Genomic DNA, 15716 nt, shown 5'->3' with positions numbered 1-15716 from the left:
CTCCTACAGCGGCTTCGTAGACAGCAAAAAGCCCCGGGAAACCGGGGCTTTTTCGTGTTGCATGTAGCGTGACGCGTGCTTGCGTCTCCTGTGCTACCGCGGCTGCATACGGATACCGCCATCGATACGGATGGTTTCGCCGTTCAGGAACTTGTTCTCGATCATGTGACACACCAGCTGACCGTATTCCTGCGGATGCCCCAGGCGTTTCGGGAACTGGGTCATTTCGATCAGCGGCTGCTTCACCTTGTCCGGTGCCGCATTCATCAGCGGAGTGTTGAAAATGCCCGGGGCGATGGTGTTGCAACGAATCCCCAGCGGCGCCAGATCACGGGCGATGGGAAGGGTCATGCCGACCACACCGCCTTTGGTTGCCGCGTAAGCGACCTGACCGACCTGACCATCAAAAGCCGCTACCGAGGCGGTGTTCACAATCAGGCCGCGCTCATTATCTTCGCCCGGTTCGTTCTCGGCCATGGCAGCCGCCGCCAGACGCGCCACATTGAAGGTCCCGATCAGGTTGATCTGCACCACCATGTTGAATACGCCCAGATCGTGCGGCTTGTTCTCACGGCCCACGGTTTTCATGGCAGAGCCCACACCCGCGCAGTTAACGCACACATGAATGGCACCAAACTTGGCCACGGTGGCATCCACCGCGGCTTTCACCGAGGCTTCGTCTGTCACATCGGTCTGGGTGAAGGCTGCATTGTCCCCCAGCTGGGCCGCCACTTCCGGGCCTTTCTTGTCGTCACGATCAAAAATCATGACCTTGCCACCCTTGGCAATAATGGCTTCTGCAGTCGCCTGGCCCAGGCCTGAGGCACCACCAGTAATCACGGCCACTTTATCGGTAATATTCATATGCTCTCCTTCTTGTGAAAGGTAGAAAGGTAACGGGCTATTAAACGTTACCCGGAGTATACCCAGCCCGGCCAAGCGTCTCATTGTTGCTTTCGCTCAAACCGGGACTGCTTTAAGGTGAGATTGCGTCATTGCAGTCATTATTCATCAGGACCGCACCTTGACCCATGGCATGGGAGGGAAAGCCTTGCCCGACACCGTCAGACAGGACGATACCACCTGGCTCGCCGACTCATACCGGCGCATCCGGCAATTCAGCGAGCAATTATGTACCCCCCTGCTCGCCGAAGACATGGGCCTGCAAGCCTGCCCGGAAACCAGCCCGCCCCGCTGGCACCTGGCGCACACCACCTGGTTCTTCGAAACGTTTCTGCTCAAGCCTCACCTGCCCGGTTATCAGCCCGCCAAGCCCGCATTCGAATACCTGTTCAACAGCTACTACAACGGCATCGGCGAGCAATACCCTCGCCCTCAGCGCCATCTGTTATCGCGCCCCACTAACGATGAAGTGATGGCCTGGCGCCACCAGGTGGATGCCGCCATGGACGATTTGCTGGCGCGGACCGATAGCCTCACGCCGCTGGTACAGCTGGGCCTCAACCACGAACAGCAACATCAGGAACTGTTGCTCACCGACCTGAAATACAGCCTCTCCTTCAACCCCCTGTCACCGGCCATCACCCAGCCCGTGGACATCCCAGGGGACACGCCACCGCTGACGTTTCAGAGCTTCGAGGGCGGACTGGTGGAGATTGGCGCTTGCGGTGGTTTCGCGTTCGATAACGAAACACCTCGCCACAAGGTCTGGCTGGAACCGTTCCTGCTGGCCAACCGCCCTGTGACTCAGGGGGAGTTTCGCGCCTTTATTCTGGATGGCGGTTACCGCAAACCGGACCTGTGGCTTTCCGATGGCTGGAGCTGGGTGCAACAGCAACAGATCGAACGTCCGCTGTACTGGAATCCGGCCCTGACCGAGCACTTCACCCTGGCCGGCCAACAGCCCCTCCACGACAGCCAGATCCTGGCCCATGTGAATTACTACGAAGCTGACGCCTACGCACGCTGGGCGGGCAAACGCCTGCCTACAGAACAGGAATGGGAACACGCGGCCCTCAGCCAGGCGATCGCCGGCACCTTCGCGGATTCCCCGTCCGATAATCGCTCGTTTCAACCCGGTGCTGCCCGCGACGCCCGCCTTGCCCATCTGTTCGGCGATGTCTGGGAATGGACCGCCAGCGCCTACCTGCCCTACCCGGGCTTCCAGGCGGCCCATGGGGCCGTGGGCGAATACAACGGCAAGTTCATGTGCAACCAGATGGTACTGCGCGGCGGCTCCTGCGCCAGCAGCACCGATCATCTGCGCGCCAGTTACCGCAACTTTTTCTACCCCCATCATCGCTGGCAGTTCAGTGGCATTCGGCTCGCCTGCGACAAGCGGGCCAATGATGGCTGACAGGCACGCCACCCCGACTTCTTGCAGAGGCTAAGATGAAGCATCAACACACCCCGTTGAACCACCAGCAGCTTTGCCCGAACCTGACATTTTACGACCTGTACCCGCCAGCCACCGATATGCTTGCGGAGGTCAGCCAGTCCCTTTCTGCTCCCGCTCCGTCCCTGCACCCCAAGTATTTTTACGATGAAGCGGGCTCCGCCCTGTTTGACCGCATCACCCGCACCCCCGAGTACTACCCCACCCGCACGGAAACCTCGCTGCTCACCGGTTACGCTGAAGAAATCCGGGCACGCCTCAACCAACCGCAAACCATTGCCGAACCCGGTGCCGGTAGCTGTGAAAAAGTGCGCCTGTTGCTGGATGCCTGGCAGCCCCGCCACTACATGCCACTGGAAATTTCCCGTGAATGTCTGCTTGGTGCCTCTCGCCAATTGGCCCAGGATTTTCCCGACGTGCACATCAGCGCCGTGTGCGCCGATTACTGCCAGGCCATGGCCATGCCGCAAGCCCTGGCACAACCCGGGCGGGTGGTATTTTTTCCCGGCTCCACCATTGGCAATTTTGAACCGGCCGCCCGCGGCGAATTCCTCAAGGGGCTGCGCACCCTGGCTGGCCCCGGTGGCGCCCTGCTGATCGGCGCCGACCTACAAAAACCCGATACGCGCCTCAATGCCGCCTATAACGATGCCGAAGGCCTTACTGCCGCCTTCAACATGAACGCCCTGCACCACCTGAACCGGGAGCTGGGTTGCCAGTTCGATACCGATAACATGCAGCATGTGGCGTTCTACAATACCGCCCGGCAGCGCATCGAAATGCACCTGGAGTGCCTGAGCGACCAACACATTCACCTGGGTGAACGCACCCTCACCCTGAAAAGCGGCACCCGCATCCACACCGAGAATTCCTATAAATTCACCGTGGAAAGCTTCAGTGCCGAGCTGGTCGCCGCCGGCTTCACCCCGCTAAGCTGCTGGACAGACCCGCAAAACCTGTTCAGCCTGCATCTGGCCCAGGTATAGCGGGAACGTAAAAGCTGTCACCCTCCGATCCCGCAAATAGTGTGCACCGGTTCCAGTGCCGTTATACTGAACGGCGTTTTTCTGTCCACACGTTACCAACGATAATAAATGGGGCTGCGGTGATAACCGTGGCATAGGGAGATCGGATGCTTGAACTGATCAGCGCAGCGCGACGCCGTAAACGGCCGCCTACGCACCAGCTGTTTGATGTGGTCACCATGGAATTCCGGGTGGGCCTGCTGGATATTGACCTGAACATGCATCTGAACAATGCCAAATACCTGAAGTTCATGGACCGCAGCCGGCTGGAACACGCGGTGGTCACCGGCCTGCTCAACCGCATGCTCGAGGCCCGCTGCAATGGCGTGGTAGCCAATACCGAAATTGCCTATATCCGTGAACTGCGCCCCTATCAGCAATTCCAGGTACACACCCGAATTCTCGGCTGGGACGACAAGTACATGTACTACGACCAGCGCTTCGAGTCCCAGCGCAAACTGCACACCCACGCCCTGCTGCGCGTTGCCAACGTCTACGGCGGCAAATCTGTCAGCCCCCAGACCGTGCAGGAAATGACCGGCATGAACCTGACCTCCCCCGCCTTGCCGGAATATGTGGAGCAGTGGAAGCGGTTGCTGCAGACCAAGCGGCGACTGACGGAGAGCGACTAGCGACCTAGCTACGAGCTACGAGCTACGAGCAGCAAGATAGCCCAGGACAGGAATGAAACAGCCGCCCAAAAGTAAAAAGCCCCGAACGTTCGGGGCTTTTTACTTTTCACCTAGCCACTAGAAGCTCGTAGCTCATAGCTGCTTTTATTCCGTCGAATAAGTATAAAACGGCGCCCAACGCTTCTTTTTCACGTCATCGCCGCCGTAATACACGCCCGGCTCATCCAGCCGCAGATCGGCAATTTCCCGCAGAGCCAGCGCACGGGGCACCTGCTGCAGTGGCCCGGCCTGTTGGTAGTCTTCCGGGTTGGCAACCAGCTCTTCCATGTCCAGCGGACGGGTTTCCGAATAGCGGAAGAAGTATTCTTGGCCACCATCCACCTTCAATGGCATCTCAAACACCATCTTCAGGTACAGCACACTGAGCGGGCGACGGGCGTAGAAATCGTGGGTGCCGGCTGGCAACTCCAGCCATTCGTAGGCCCCTGCCTTCAGGCCGAACAGTTGGGAAGAGTCCATGAAAAATACCGGCGCCTGAACTTCTTCATAGCCCCAGCGGGTAATCGGACGATAGATATAGACCATGGCATTACGCGGATCGAGCGTATCCATGGGGGCAAAGGTTTTTCCCTTCGGCGCATCCAGAAAAGCACCCGGCGTGGAAGGAATCCCCATCCCGACTCCGGAACAACCCGAAAGTGCCCAAAGGCAAGCCGCCAGCAGCACAGCCAATCGCATTATTATTCTCCAGCGTTGCCGTATCCGGTGCGTCCAGATCGGCCCTGTTTATTATTGGGTGCAACGTAAAGCAATGTTGAACGCCCAACTATGGCCGATTTGCCCGCATTGCTCAAGCCGCAGGCGCCGCCCCCACAGGCCCTGAAGCCCGCCGCCTGCGGCGTAACAGGCAAGCGCTCAAATTACCGGCAACCGACCGGCGCGACTCTCCCAGGCCCGGGGTTTTCTGTTAGGATTTCGCCATGGCAGTAAATCGAATCCACACCCCCTGTATTGGCGTCTGTTCCACCGTGTTCGGTGACACAGTCTGCCGTGGCTGTCGTCGTTTCAGCCACGAGGTCGTGCACTGGAATGGCTACACCAACGAGGAAAAAACCATCGTCTGGCGGCGCCTGAACCTGTTGCTATGCCAGGTCGTGGATAACTATTTTGTGGTGGCAGACGCCGACCGACTGGCTGCGGAGCTGGATTTTCAGAATCTTCGCTACCAGCCCCAACTGTCACCCCAGGGCTGGGTGCCGGAGCTGCTCAAGGCCGCCGGCTCCAAGATGATCCCCTATGACCATTTCGGCCTGCGGGCACTGCCCCCCAGCGACGGCCTGACACCACGCCAGCTGTACGACCAGATCAGCGCCGAATGCCACGCCCTGTCCCAGGCCCACTACGACCGCTCCTACGCTCGCCCGGTTACCCTGGTGGCGGAGCTCACCGAGCACGCCGCCCGGGAGAAGGGGCTTATTTAGCCCCCCCCTATCCGTAGGAGCGTCGCTAGCGGCGCGATTCCGGATCCCGGCTAAACTGTTTTTCCGCAACGCAACAGCGCCTCTGCTTTTCCTCAGCCCTAGAGTACATCGAGTTTTCCAACCCTCAATGATCGCGCCGCCAGCGACGCGCCTGCGATTCACCATCGTCATTTGGCCCCATCTGACCGAAACAGCTCTTCACTAAGACATCATTCAATGGCACATTAACGGAATGAACATTCATTCTGATTTGGTGTGCCCTCTATGAGCCTGACCGCCAGCCCCTCACCCGATACCCGTGAAGGCCGCAAGCGTGACCTGATTGTCCAGGCAGCCCTCAAGGTGTTTGCCGAACATGGTCTGCACGGCACACCGGTTCCCCCCATTGCCACGGAGGCCGGGGTCGGCGTCGGTACGCTATACCGCTACTTCGACAGCAAGGAAGCCCTGATCAATGCGGTTTTTCAGGACAGCAAACACCGCCTCCAGGAGCGCTTGCTCAGTGATCTCGACCTGCTGCACCCGTCGCGCAGTCTGTTCGACAACCTTTGGGCCCGACTCACCGCCTTTGCCCGTGAAGAGCCTGAAGCCTTCCGGTTTCTGGAAATTCAGGACCACCACAATTATCTGGATGCGGAAAGCCGCCACCAGGAGCAGGCCCTGCTAATCCCTTTGGGGATGATGGTGATCATCGGCCAACGCACCGGCCTACTCGGTAACCACATGAAACCGGACCTGGCCATCGCCCTGTTCTGGGGTGCCTTTGTCGGCATCTTCAAGGCAGAGCGTCTGGGCTACCTGACACTCAGTGATAGCGACCTTAAACAGGCAAGGGACGCCTGCTGGCTCGCCATTGCCAACCACAACCACTAGGGAACAACAGCCATGACCCCAACCCATATCCTGATTACCGGCGGTGCCGGCGCCATTGGCGGCCAGCTCGCTGGTCAATTTCGCCAGCACCACCCCGAGGCCCGCATCACCCTCGTGGACCTGAATGCAGAGGCCCTTGCTGCGGCCGCCGACCAGCATGGCGCCCAAGCCGAAACCTGTGATCTGACGGATATCGACGCCCTGCCCGCCTGGTGGCAATCACTGGAAGACCGCCACGGCCCGGTGGACGTGCTGGTCAACTGCGCCGGCATCATGGATATCATCAGCATCACCGGTACGGGCTGGGAGAAAGGCAAGCTGTTGATGGACATCAACTTCACCGCCCCCATGCGGCTGATGGACCTGGCGCTGCCCGCCATGGTGGAAGCCCGTCACGGTTGTGTGATCAATGTGGCCAGCATGGCCGGGCGCGTGCCAATTCGCGGCTGCAGCTATTACGGCGGCGCCAAGGCGGGGATCGGCCTGGCGTCGGAAATTGCCCGACTGGACCTGAAAAAGCAGGGCGTCAATGTAATCACTGTCTACCCGGGGCCGATCTATTCCGGCCTGGAAAGCCATGCCCGCAGCCAGGTTAAAAAAGGCCCCGCTTCCCGGTTTATTCCCACCGGAAAGCCGGATGTGCTGGCTGAGCGAATCTACAACGCTTTTCGCAAGGGTAACGCTCGGGTGATCTACCCGGATATCTACAGCCTGGCCAAGCAAGTCGCCAACCTGAATCTGACCAACCGGGCGATGGATTTCTTCAGCCCGCAACCGAACCAGTAACCACGGACCGACCATGACACAGCAAGCCAACACTCCGATTTATGACACCCTGATTGTCGGTGCCGGCATCAGTGGCATCGGCCTGGGCATTCGCCTCAAGGAAGCCGGGTTCGATAACTTTGTGATCCTGGAAAAAGCCGCTGACCTGGGCGGCACCTGGCGGGACAATACCTACCCGGGCTGCGCCTGCGATGTACCCTCGGCGCTGTATTCCTATTCCTTCGCCCAGAAACCGGACTGGACCCGGGCCTTTGCTGGCCAGGCGGAGATTCTCGATTACGTCCGCGATACGGCTGAGCGTTACGACATTCCTGGGTCGATCCGTTTCAACCAGGCAGTAGAACGGGCGCAATGGCGCGAGAACCAGAATCTGTGGGAAGTGCAAACCGGCGACCAACTGTATCGGGCCCGCACCGTGGTGGCCTGCTCCGGTTACCTGCACGAACCGATTATTCCGGCGATTCCCGGCCTGGAAAACTTCGCGGGCAAGCTGTTTCATTCCTCACGCTGGGACCACGACCACGACCTGACCGGCGAGCGCGTGGCGGTGGTGGGCACCGGTGCCTCGGCGATTCAGTTCGTCCCGGAAATACAGCCGAAAACCCAACACCTGACCTTGTTCCAGCGCACCCCGCAATGGGTGCTGCCCAAGCCGGATCACAGTATTCCCAAGATCGAGGAAAACTTCTTCCGCCTGCCGTTCACCCTGAGCGCCTGGCGGAAGATGCTCTACGGCGGTTTTGAAACTTTCGGCATCGGCTTCCGCCGCCCGGCCATCCTGCGCCAGATTCAGAAGCTGGGCCTGGCGCACCTGAAAGTGGCCATCAAGGACGCAACACTGCGCGCCAAGCTCACCCCGGATTACACCCTTGGCTGCAAGCGCGTATTGATGAGCAACAACTATTACCCGACCCTGAACCAACCCAATGTGGATGTGTTCCACACCGGCCTGAAAGAAGTCCGCGGCAAGACGCTGGTGGGCCAGGATGGCAGCGAATGTGAAGTCGACACGGTGATTCTCGGCACCGGTTTTTTTGTCACCGAACCGCCCATCGCCAACCATATTTTCAATGATGCCGGCGAGTCGCTGAGCCAGATGTGGGAAGACGGCATGCAGGCCTACCGGGGCACCACCATCAATGGCCTGCCCAATGCCTTCATGGTGCTCGGCCCCAATCTGGGCATCGGCCACAATTCCGCGTTTATCGTTATCGAAGCGCAGATCAACTACATCGTCAGCACCCTGACAACCATGCGCGAACAGCAGCTGGACCGCATTGAAGTGAAAGCCGAGGTGCAGCAGCAGTACAACCGCAAGGTCCAGAAAGACCTGCAGGGCACGGTCTGGAACACCGGCGGTTGCTCCAGTTACTACCTGGACAAGAACGGCTTGAACAGCGTCGGCTTCCCCTGGAGCACCCTGGAAATGCAACGGCTGTTGAAAACGTTCGACGCTGACAATTACACCCTCACCCCTGCCGCCCAAGAGGTATTCTGATCATGGCTGATTCTGCCTCTTCATCTTCACCACGCCGGGCTTTGGTCATCGGCTGTGGTGGCGTCGCCGGCGGCGCCTGGTCCATTGCTGCTCTTCACCATCTGCAACAGCAACTGAACTGGGACGCCCGCGATGCGGACATTCTGGTAGGTACCTCCGCCGGTGCCGTGCTCGCCACCCTGCTGGGTAGCGGCGTGTCCGTGGCCCAATTGCGCGACTGCCAACAAGGCACCAGCGACCACTGCCAATGGGACCACGACACCGATACCGGCGGCGCACTACCGCCCTTGCCCGGGGCCCGGTTTACCGGCGCCAAACTGGCACTGAAAGGATTGCGCGGAGAGATTTCGCCGCTGACAGCGATCTGCGGGCTGCTGCCACGCGGGCAGTTCGACATGGCCCCCTTCCGTCAGCTGGTCAATACCGCCACCGCCGGCAAGGACTGGGTCAACCACCCGGCCACCTGGATCATGGCGGTGGACACAGACAGCGGCAAACGGATTCCTTTCGGCAAGGGCGGCGCGCCCAGCGCCACCATTGCCGATGCGGTGTGCGCATCCTATGGGGTGCCATTCTGGTGTCCGCCGGTCACCGTGGCCGACCGCACCTACATTGATGGCGGCGTCGCCTCGCCCACTTCCGCAGACCTGCTGGCCGACAGTGCAGTGGATGAAGTGATCGTGCTGGCCCCCATGGCCTCACGCCAGCCGGACCAGCCCCGCTCTCCGTTGATGAAGATAGAACGGCGGGTGCGCCGCTACATGACCACAATCGTGGACCGGGAAGTGGCCTTGCTGGAAAAAAGCGGCAAGCGCGTCATCCGCATCGAACCCAATGCGCAGGATCTGAACGCTTTCGGTTACAACATGATGGACCCGAAACGACGCCGGCAGGTCTACGACACGGCGCAAATCACCACCGCAGAAACGGTACGCATGGCCATAGGCTGATGAGCTAACGGAAACAGGCCGGGGACATCCCGGCCTTGTTGCCCCTGATCAAGCGCCGTATTGCTGAACACAACAGGCGTCGTGCAGAGGCGTCCTAAAGGGAATTGGCCGCCTGAGTCAGGGTTACGTGGATATCTTTCAGGGCCGTGCGCGCCTCGATCCCTTCCGAGTGTGCAAAGAAGCCCAGCATCAACGCGCCCGCAACCAGAGCCACCAACGCCAGCAGCATCAGCTTTTCCTTTTCCAGCACGCGCCGTAGCGGCGAGCGCGACGCCTCTTCGCGACGATTGCGACTGTTATTGTCATCGTGGCTGTCTTGTATCGTATCTCGCACCGTGCCTCCCATACCGACTATCTATGGTTGTACCCACCCAGCCGGGCCAGCACAAGACACGGGCAGACCGCTTGTCTGACAAGCGCCGCGCGCTGCCGGCTACGGCGTGATACGGCGAACCCGGATCACCAACTCCCGGCCAACGACCTCATAGCCGTGGGCCTGGGCAATCTGCTCCTGCCGCGCCTCGATGACCGGATCACGGAATTCAATCACCCGCTCCGTTTCCACGCACACCATGTGGTCATGGCGTTCACCGAATGACAGCTCGTACACACAGCGGCTCACCGCCCCCTGGGAAAACTGATGGCGGGTGACCAGCCCCACCTGCTCCAGATTCAGCAACACCCGGTAAATGGTAGAGATGCCAATCCTTTCCCCTGCCTGATACAAGCGGGCATAGATTTCTTCAGCGCCCAGATGGCGCTGCTCATCGTGGGCGGCTTTCAGGTGCTGCAGGATCCGCACCCGCGGCAACGTGGCTTTCAGCCCCGCACCGGTCAACCATTGCTCATTACTCTTGGCCGCCCCGCCACGTTCTTCTCCCTCACTCACCTCAACGGTCAGCCCCGGGGCCTCATCCATGCCTTTACCTGCCATCTTCAGCTCCTTCTGCATCGCGCATTTTTTCCCTGTCTCTATAGAAGACGAATGACGCCCACCGATGGTGACATTTTTTCTCGGATAAAAACGGAAACCAGGGCAGGCGTCATACCATGCGTTTCATTCTCATTATTGTAATGATATCCATTCTCAAATAGTATTCGGCATTCATTCTTTACAGAACAACGCTGGGGGGCGGGATCATGTCCGGGGTGGCGCAGGAATCCCTGTCAGTGGAAACGCTGTATACCGACTACCACAGTTGGCTGCATTGCATATTGCAGCGGCGTCTTGACAGCCGTGATGATGCCGCCGACCTGGCCCACGACGCCTTTATTCGCCTGCTCAGCAAACCTCGCCACCTGAACCACCACACTGCCCGTGCCTACTTGAGCCGCATGGCCCGTGGCCTGTGTGTGGATTTGTGGCGGCGCCGGGAAATCGAGCAGGCCTGGCTGGATACCCTGCTCCACCTGCCCGAACCGGAAAGCCCATCCGCTGAACAGCAAACCGCTGCCCTGGAAGCCCTGGTGGAAGTCGACACCATGCTCCGCCGCTTACCCGAAGCGGTGGCCCATGCCTTTATCCAGTCCATGGTGCATGGCCTCACCGGCAAGGAAATCGCCACACAGCTGGGCGTATCCGAACGGACCGTGCGCAATTACCTGTCCAGGGCCATGCTTGCCTGCCTGCGCCTGCAGGCCCGACTGGAAGGCACCTGCGTGGCCGCCCAGCCATGAACGGCACAGCACACATTGACCACCAGATTCTCAGTGACGCCGCCGACTGGTTTGCCCTGCTGCGCTCCGGGCAGGCCTGCGAAAGCGACAAGCTGCGCTGGCAGCAATGGCTCCGCCAGCACCCGGACCACCTGCGCGGCTGGCAGATGGTGGAGCACATTGAACAACAATTCAGCACCGCCAGTGCCAACCACCCGGCGCATACCGAAGCCACCCTGAAACAGGCCCGCCACAACCGTATCCAGCGCCGCAGCGTCATTACCGGCCTGGCTCTGGCCATCGGCACCGGCGGCCTGGGCTGGATGAGTTGGCGGCACAGCCCGCTGCCCACCCTGGTGGCGGGCTGGAACGCACAGTACCGCACCGGCACGGGCGAAATCCGCGCCCTGGAACTGGCCGACGGCAGCCGCCTGTGGCTGAACACCAACAGCGCCATCAATACGGTACTGGACGGCCCCCAGCGGCACATCCAGGTGATACAGGGCGAAGTGCTGATTGAAACCGGCAAGGCAGACCCGCGCCCACTGGTGGTGTTCACACCGCAAGGTCAGCTCCAGCCACTGGGCACCCGTTTCACCGTGTGCCGGGAAACAGACACGACCTTCCTTGCGGTCTACGACGGCGCGGTGGAAATCACCAACCAGGCACGGCAGAAAAGCGTCCTGCACCCTCAGCAACAAACCCGTTTTTCCGCCAACGCCCTGCAACCGATTCACCCCGCCGACCCCGCACGGGAAACCTGGCACAAGGGGATTCTGGTGGCAGACGATATCCGCCTGGGCGACCTGGTCGATGAACTCGGGCGCTACCAGCATGGCTACATCAACCTGTCCCCGGCAGTGGCCGACCTGCGCGTGTTCGGGGGCTTCCCGCTGACCGATCCACAGCAGGCTCTGGACATGCTGGCATCCGCGCTGCCCATTCGGGTCACCCGCCCCCTGCCCGGCTGGACCAATATCCACCCCGCCACCCCCTGAGCAAAAAAACGAAAAAACTTTTCCGCTTTGCAGGGCGCTATTCGATATATCAGTAAGTCCCGACAAAAAGGGGCACCACAATCCTGATAATACTGGAGTGACCGTGAGCCGTTACCAACCTGCCCGACCCGCATTGCGGGCAATGACACTGCGCCTTGCCATGGGCCTGACCTTTCCCCTCGCCCTGACCCTGGCTCTTCCTGCCCAGGCAGAAACCGGCCAGCAGCAATACAATATCGCGGCCGGGCCCCTGAATACCGTCCTGACCCGCTTTGCCACTGCCTCCGGCACCCTGATTGCCGGAGACATCCAGCTGGCCGCAGGCAAACAGAGTCAGGGCCTGCAGGGCAGCTACACCCCGGCCCAGGGTCTGAGCCAGATTCTCGCCGGCACCGGCCTGGTGGCAAAGGCACAGCCGGATGGATCGTTTTCACTGGCCAAAGCCAACAACAGCGTTTCCACGTTGGAGCCGGTTAACGTCAGTGCGACCAATGGTGACAACCTGCAGAATATTCTTGATTACGACTACAGCGATATTTCACGACAGCAGCCCCAGGACACCAAGGACCTGTTCAAGAACGAGGCCTCGGTTTCTGTGGGCGGCTCCATACCGGTCAACGAAAAGGTCTATGTGCGCGGTGTGGAAGAAACCGCCATGCTGGTCACCGTGGATGGCGCCCGGCAGAACAACAAGGTGTTCCACCACAACGCCACCAACCTGATTGACCCTTCTCTTCTGAAGTCCGCCAGTGCCGCCGCCGGCGTAGCCTCTGCCGATGACGGCCCCGGCGCACTGGGCGGCGCACTGAAATACGAAACCGTGGATGTGGCCGATATGCTCGCCCCTGGTGATAACCTGGGTGGCTTCCTGAACGGCCGCTATGCCTCCAATGGCGATGCCGTCACCACGGCCGGCTCCCTGTTCGGTCGCAGTAACGGTTTCGAAGCACTGGGTTATGTGAAGCAGGTAGAGGGCAATCACTACGAAGATGCCAACGGCGATAACGTGCCCTACACCGAGCCCGGGTTGCTCAGCGGCCTGGCCAAGCTGGCCTACGAGAATGCCGACATCGGCCGAATCGAACTGAGCCACGAAGTGGTCAACGACGATTCCGAGCGCCCCTATCGAGCCAATTTTTCCGGCCTCACCGCCGGGCGTCCAGTGCCGGCATCACGCAACTATGACCTGACCCGCCAGAACACCGTGCTCGGTTACAGCCGCTTGAAAGGCAGTGGCCTGTGGAACCCGGAAGTGACTCTCGCCAATAACGAGACCGAGCTGGTCACCAGCGAAAACCCGCTGGCCGCCCCCAACACCACCGTGGAATACACCGGCATCACCGAAAGCGTCTCGGCCACCGCCAAAAACACCTTCCACACCGGTTTCGTGGATATCACCGCCGGCATGGACTACTACGATGACAGCGCCCTGTTCCAGTACGCGGGAGATCCGGACCTGGAAGAAAAAGCCGAAAACACCGGCGCATTCGTGCAGTTCCGCCAAACGCTGTTCCAGCGCCTGGACCTGTCCTACGGCCTGCGTTATGACCAGCAGGATTTCACCGGCACCGATGACTCCAACCATGAAGACGAAGGCACCAGCAGCAACGTCTTCGCCGAATTTCATTTCAACGAACACTTTGCCATCAATGCCGGTTACGCGGATGTCTGGGGTGGCACTGCGCTGGCCGAGAACTTTATTCTCAACGGCGCCTGGGTTTATAACGACATGAAACCGGTGCAGTCCCACAACCACACCGTGGGGTTCAAGGCCAACTGGAACGGTTTCTTCGTCGAAGCGAATCAGTTCGAAACCGGCCTGCGCGATGCCCGCGTGCCCACCTATGGCGGTGGCCCGGATCTGTTCTCGGACTTTGATATCAACGGCTTCGACACCACTGTTGGTTACCGTGCCGACCTGGGCCGACTGGCAGTGACCTACGCCGATATCGAATCCAAAATGGATGACGAATTTGCCACTTCTTACGACGGCAACTATTTCACCGTGCCGCTGGGTGAACAGGTGGCCATCAGCGGTGAACTCTACTGGCCGAACACACAATGGGCCCTGGGCCTGACCACGGAAATCGCCCTGGAGAATGATGACCTGGAGTCCCGTGGCCTTGGGGAAAAGCAGGACAGTTACACCGTGGTCGATGTGTACGTGAACTACACCCCCATCGATGCCCTGTCCCTGCGCCTGTCAGTGGACAACCTGAACAACGAGGAATACACCGAGCGCGCCAGCTATGGCCAGGAATTCGCCACTGTGGAACCCCTGCTGGAACCGGGCCGCTCCATCAACATGGATGTTCGCTACAACTTCTAGTGCCTGTGCAATGGAGAACCCTCGGTTCTCCACCACCCGGCGGGATGCCATTGGCATACCCGCCCTGCTCAGTCATAAAGCCCAGAATTTTTCTGGCATAAATCCGCAAGCGGCGGAATAACGGCTGGCGTATCCAGGAGCTCCATGCCACCGACAGTATTGCGACACTTGAGCATATTTTTTACAGGGAGAGAAAACGCAAAAGGCCGCAACAGCAAGCTGTTGCGGCCTTTCTTTGTGTGGTGCGCCAGGAAGGACTTGAACCTTCACACCTCTCGGCACCAGAACCTAAATCTGGCGTGTCTACCAATTCCACCACTGGCGCAGTGGGCGGCTATTCTAGCAGGCTATCGGCTAATTACCAGCCCCGCCAGCCGGTTAACCGCCCTGCAGAATACGGTAAAGCGCCTGCAGATCCTGATCGATTTTGCTGACCCGGTTTTGCAGCGTACTCAACCGGGAATTATCCTGCTGTGACACTGGCTGCACGACCGGCTGCACCTGTGGCCGCGTATTCGCCAACGCACTCACTCGCGACGACAACGCCTTGACGCTGACACCCAACCCATCCAGACGTTTCTCCAGTGCCACTGTCGCCTCGCCGTTATCAGCGCTGTTCAATTTGGCCACCGCCACGGTGAGCCCACGGACCTTGGCGCTCAACTGGCGCAGGTCATCACGCACCGACGCAGCCACATCAGCGGATGTTCCGGCAGAGGCCCGCGGCGCCGTTGAGGAACGGGAGGTCTGTTCTGCCAGCTCCGCAGCGAGCTGATAGTACTGTTGCCGCACCTCGCTCAGTTCACGGTTGGCGGCTCGCTGGCCCAGCCACAACGCCACCGCCAGGACAACCGCGACCATACCCAACGCCAGGGATAGCCAGAGCAGCCCGGAGCGCCCTCCTTCGGACATGTTGACCGGCCTCTGCCGGGGCGGGGAAATAAACGGGGCGGACTCGGTATCGGGCGATGGCGCCGGCGGCGCAACCGCCAACACATCCTGGTTCAAGCCCTGCAACCGGTTTGCCTTACTTTCCGATAACGGGCTATGCGGCATCTTGGCCATGGCAAAACGCTCTTCTTGATTATTGTTTATTCACATTGAAATCAGCAGTGAGCCTGCCTCTCCCCCC

At 60.0% G+C, this 15716-nt stretch carries 16 protein-coding genes and 1 tRNA gene; 11 read left to right on the top strand and 6 right to left on the bottom strand.

What is annotated here, in order from left to right; genetic code table 11:
• Window positions 1-93 precede the first annotated feature (93 nt).
• A complete protein-coding gene (locus tag ADG881_RS15140) occupies window positions 94-864 on the bottom strand; it encodes a 3-hydroxyacyl-CoA dehydrogenase (protein ID WP_007150543.1) in 771 nt (256 codons plus the stop codon).
• Between the two features lie 172 nt (window positions 865-1036).
• Between ADG881_RS15140 and egtB the strand changes: the two genes are divergently transcribed.
• From egtB to ADG881_RS15125, 3 genes are all read left to right on the top strand, one after another.
• Window positions 1037-2317: an ergothioneine biosynthesis protein EgtB gene (egtB, locus tag ADG881_RS15135; protein ID WP_007150902.1), complete on the top strand. Its 1281-nt coding sequence runs from the start codon at window positions 1037-1039 to the stop codon at window positions 2315-2317.
• Window positions 2318-2352: 35 nt separating this feature from the next.
• Window positions 2353-3342, top strand: a complete 990-nt coding sequence (gene egtD / locus ADG881_RS15130) for an L-histidine N(alpha)-methyltransferase (protein WP_007149429.1) — start codon at window positions 2353-2355, stop codon at window positions 3340-3342.
• A 146-nt stretch (window positions 3343-3488) separates the two neighbouring features.
• On the top strand, window positions 3489-4013 hold the full coding sequence (locus ADG881_RS15125; protein ID WP_007149930.1) for a thioesterase family protein: 525 nt from the start codon (window positions 3489-3491) through the stop codon (window positions 4011-4013).
• 144 nt (window positions 4014-4157) lie between these two features.
• Here ADG881_RS15125 and ADG881_RS15120 read toward each other — a convergent pair whose 3' ends face one another.
• The gene (locus ADG881_RS15120) at window positions 4158-4688 is read right to left on the bottom strand and encodes a DUF2846 domain-containing protein (RefSeq protein WP_007151269.1); all 531 of its coding nucleotides are present in this window, start codon (window positions 4686-4688) and stop codon (window positions 4158-4160) included.
• Between the two features lie 305 nt (window positions 4689-4993).
• On the opposite strand from ADG881_RS15120, the gene ADG881_RS15115 reads away from it, so the two are divergent.
• From ADG881_RS15115 to ADG881_RS15095, 5 genes are all read left to right on the top strand, one after another.
• Window positions 4994-5494 carry a DUF1289 domain-containing protein gene (locus ADG881_RS15115; RefSeq protein WP_039926929.1) on the top strand — a complete coding sequence of 167 codons (501 nt, stop codon included), beginning with the start codon at window positions 4994-4996 and terminating at the stop codon, window positions 5492-5494.
• 264 nt (window positions 5495-5758) lie between these two features.
• On the top strand, window positions 5759-6367 hold the full coding sequence (locus ADG881_RS15110) for a TetR/AcrR family transcriptional regulator (protein ID WP_007149879.1): 609 nt from the start codon (window positions 5759-5761) through the stop codon (window positions 6365-6367).
• 12 nt (window positions 6368-6379) lie between these two features.
• Entirely contained in the window at window positions 6380-7153 is a 774-nt protein-coding gene (locus ADG881_RS15105) for an SDR family oxidoreductase (RefSeq protein WP_007151152.1), read from the top strand.
• A 13-nt stretch (window positions 7154-7166) separates the two neighbouring features.
• On the top strand, window positions 7167-8651 hold the full coding sequence (locus tag ADG881_RS15100) for an NAD(P)/FAD-dependent oxidoreductase (RefSeq protein ID WP_007151178.1): 1485 nt from the start codon (window positions 7167-7169) through the stop codon (window positions 8649-8651).
• A gap of 2 nt (window positions 8652-8653) precedes the next feature.
• On the top strand, window positions 8654-9601 hold the full coding sequence (locus ADG881_RS15095) for a patatin-like phospholipase family protein (protein ID WP_007148314.1): 948 nt from the start codon (window positions 8654-8656) through the stop codon (window positions 9599-9601).
• A gap of 94 nt (window positions 9602-9695) precedes the next feature.
• On the opposite strand, the gene ADG881_RS15090 is transcribed toward ADG881_RS15095, so the two are convergent.
• Both ADG881_RS15090 and ADG881_RS15085 read right to left on the bottom strand, forming a co-directional pair.
• A complete protein-coding gene (locus ADG881_RS15090) occupies window positions 9696-9935 on the bottom strand; it encodes a hypothetical protein (protein ID WP_155133691.1) in 240 nt (79 codons plus the stop codon).
• Window positions 9936-10034: 99 nt separating this feature from the next.
• Window positions 10035-10535, bottom strand: coding sequence for a transcriptional repressor (locus tag ADG881_RS15085; protein ID WP_230457741.1), 501 nt, complete (start codon window positions 10533-10535; stop codon window positions 10035-10037).
• A gap of 206 nt (window positions 10536-10741) precedes the next feature.
• On the opposite strand from ADG881_RS15085, the gene ADG881_RS15080 reads away from it, so the two are divergent.
• From ADG881_RS15080 to ADG881_RS15070, 3 genes are all read left to right on the top strand, one after another.
• On the top strand, window positions 10742-11278 hold the full coding sequence (locus tag ADG881_RS15080) for a sigma-70 family RNA polymerase sigma factor (protein ID WP_039926925.1): 537 nt from the start codon (window positions 10742-10744) through the stop codon (window positions 11276-11278).
• Entirely contained in the window at window positions 11275-12255 is a 981-nt protein-coding gene (locus tag ADG881_RS15075; RefSeq protein ID WP_007151054.1) for a FecR domain-containing protein, read from the top strand. Before ADG881_RS15080 ends, ADG881_RS15075 begins: the two co-directional genes overlap by 4 nt.
• A 103-nt stretch (window positions 12256-12358) precedes the next feature.
• Window positions 12359-14584: a TonB-dependent receptor gene (locus ADG881_RS15070; protein ID WP_039926924.1), complete on the top strand. Its 2226-nt coding sequence runs from the start codon at window positions 12359-12361 to the stop codon at window positions 14582-14584.
• A 240-nt stretch (window positions 14585-14824) separates the two neighbouring features.
• Here ADG881_RS15070 and ADG881_RS15065 read toward each other — a convergent pair.
• Together ADG881_RS15065 and ADG881_RS15060 are read right to left on the bottom strand one after the other, a co-directional pair.
• Window positions 14825-14909: transfer RNA gene (locus tag ADG881_RS15065), tRNA-Leu, on the bottom strand.
• A gap of 53 nt (window positions 14910-14962) precedes the next feature.
• On the bottom strand, window positions 14963-15649 hold the full coding sequence (locus ADG881_RS15060) for a hypothetical protein (RefSeq protein WP_007148466.1): 687 nt from the start codon (window positions 15647-15649) through the stop codon (window positions 14963-14965).
• Window positions 15650-15716 lie beyond the last annotated feature (67 nt).

It is taken from the genome of Alcanivorax sp. DG881 (assembly GCF_000155615.1).
Lineage (GTDB): Bacteria > Pseudomonadota > Gammaproteobacteria > Pseudomonadales > Alcanivoracaceae > Alcanivorax.
Note: the sequence above shows the minus strand (reverse complement) of the source record. Positions and strands in the feature narration are given on the sequence as shown.

Coding starts and splice junctions, on each gene's coding strand:
- ADG881_RS15125 (WP_007149930.1), top strand. CDS start 3,489: ATGCTTGAACTGATCAGCGCAGCGCGACGCCGTAAACGGCCGCCTACG.
- ADG881_RS15095 (WP_007148314.1), top strand. CDS start 8,654: ATGGCTGATTCTGCCTCTTCATCTTCACCACGCCGGGCTTTGGTCATC.
- egtB (WP_007150902.1), top strand. CDS start 1,037: ATGGGAGGGAAAGCCTTGCCCGACACCGTCAGACAGGACGATACCACC.
- ADG881_RS15120 (WP_007151269.1), bottom strand. CDS start 4,688: ATGGGGATTCCTTCCACGCCGGGTGCTTTTCTGGATGCGCCGAAGGGA.
- ADG881_RS15140 (WP_007150543.1), bottom strand. CDS start 864: ATGAATATTACCGATAAAGTGGCCGTGATTACTGGTGGTGCCTCAGGC.
- egtD (WP_007149429.1), top strand. CDS start 2,353: ATGAAGCATCAACACACCCCGTTGAACCACCAGCAGCTTTGCCCGAAC.
- ADG881_RS15060 (WP_007148466.1), bottom strand. CDS start 15,649: ATGGCCAAGATGCCGCATAGCCCGTTATCGGAAAGTAAGGCAAACCGG.
- ADG881_RS15110 (WP_007149879.1), top strand. CDS start 5,759: ATGAGCCTGACCGCCAGCCCCTCACCCGATACCCGTGAAGGCCGCAAG.
- ADG881_RS15080 (WP_039926925.1), top strand. CDS start 10,742: ATGTCCGGGGTGGCGCAGGAATCCCTGTCAGTGGAAACGCTGTATACC.
- ADG881_RS15105 (WP_007151152.1), top strand. CDS start 6,380: ATGACCCCAACCCATATCCTGATTACCGGCGGTGCCGGCGCCATTGGC.
- ADG881_RS15100 (WP_007151178.1), top strand. CDS start 7,167: ATGACACAGCAAGCCAACACTCCGATTTATGACACCCTGATTGTCGGT.
- ADG881_RS15115 (WP_039926929.1), top strand. CDS start 4,994: ATGGCAGTAAATCGAATCCACACCCCCTGTATTGGCGTCTGTTCCACC.
- ADG881_RS15085 (WP_230457741.1), bottom strand. CDS start 10,535: ATGGCAGGTAAAGGCATGGATGAGGCCCCGGGGCTGACCGTTGAGGTG.
- ADG881_RS15075 (WP_007151054.1), top strand. CDS start 11,275: ATGAACGGCACAGCACACATTGACCACCAGATTCTCAGTGACGCCGCC.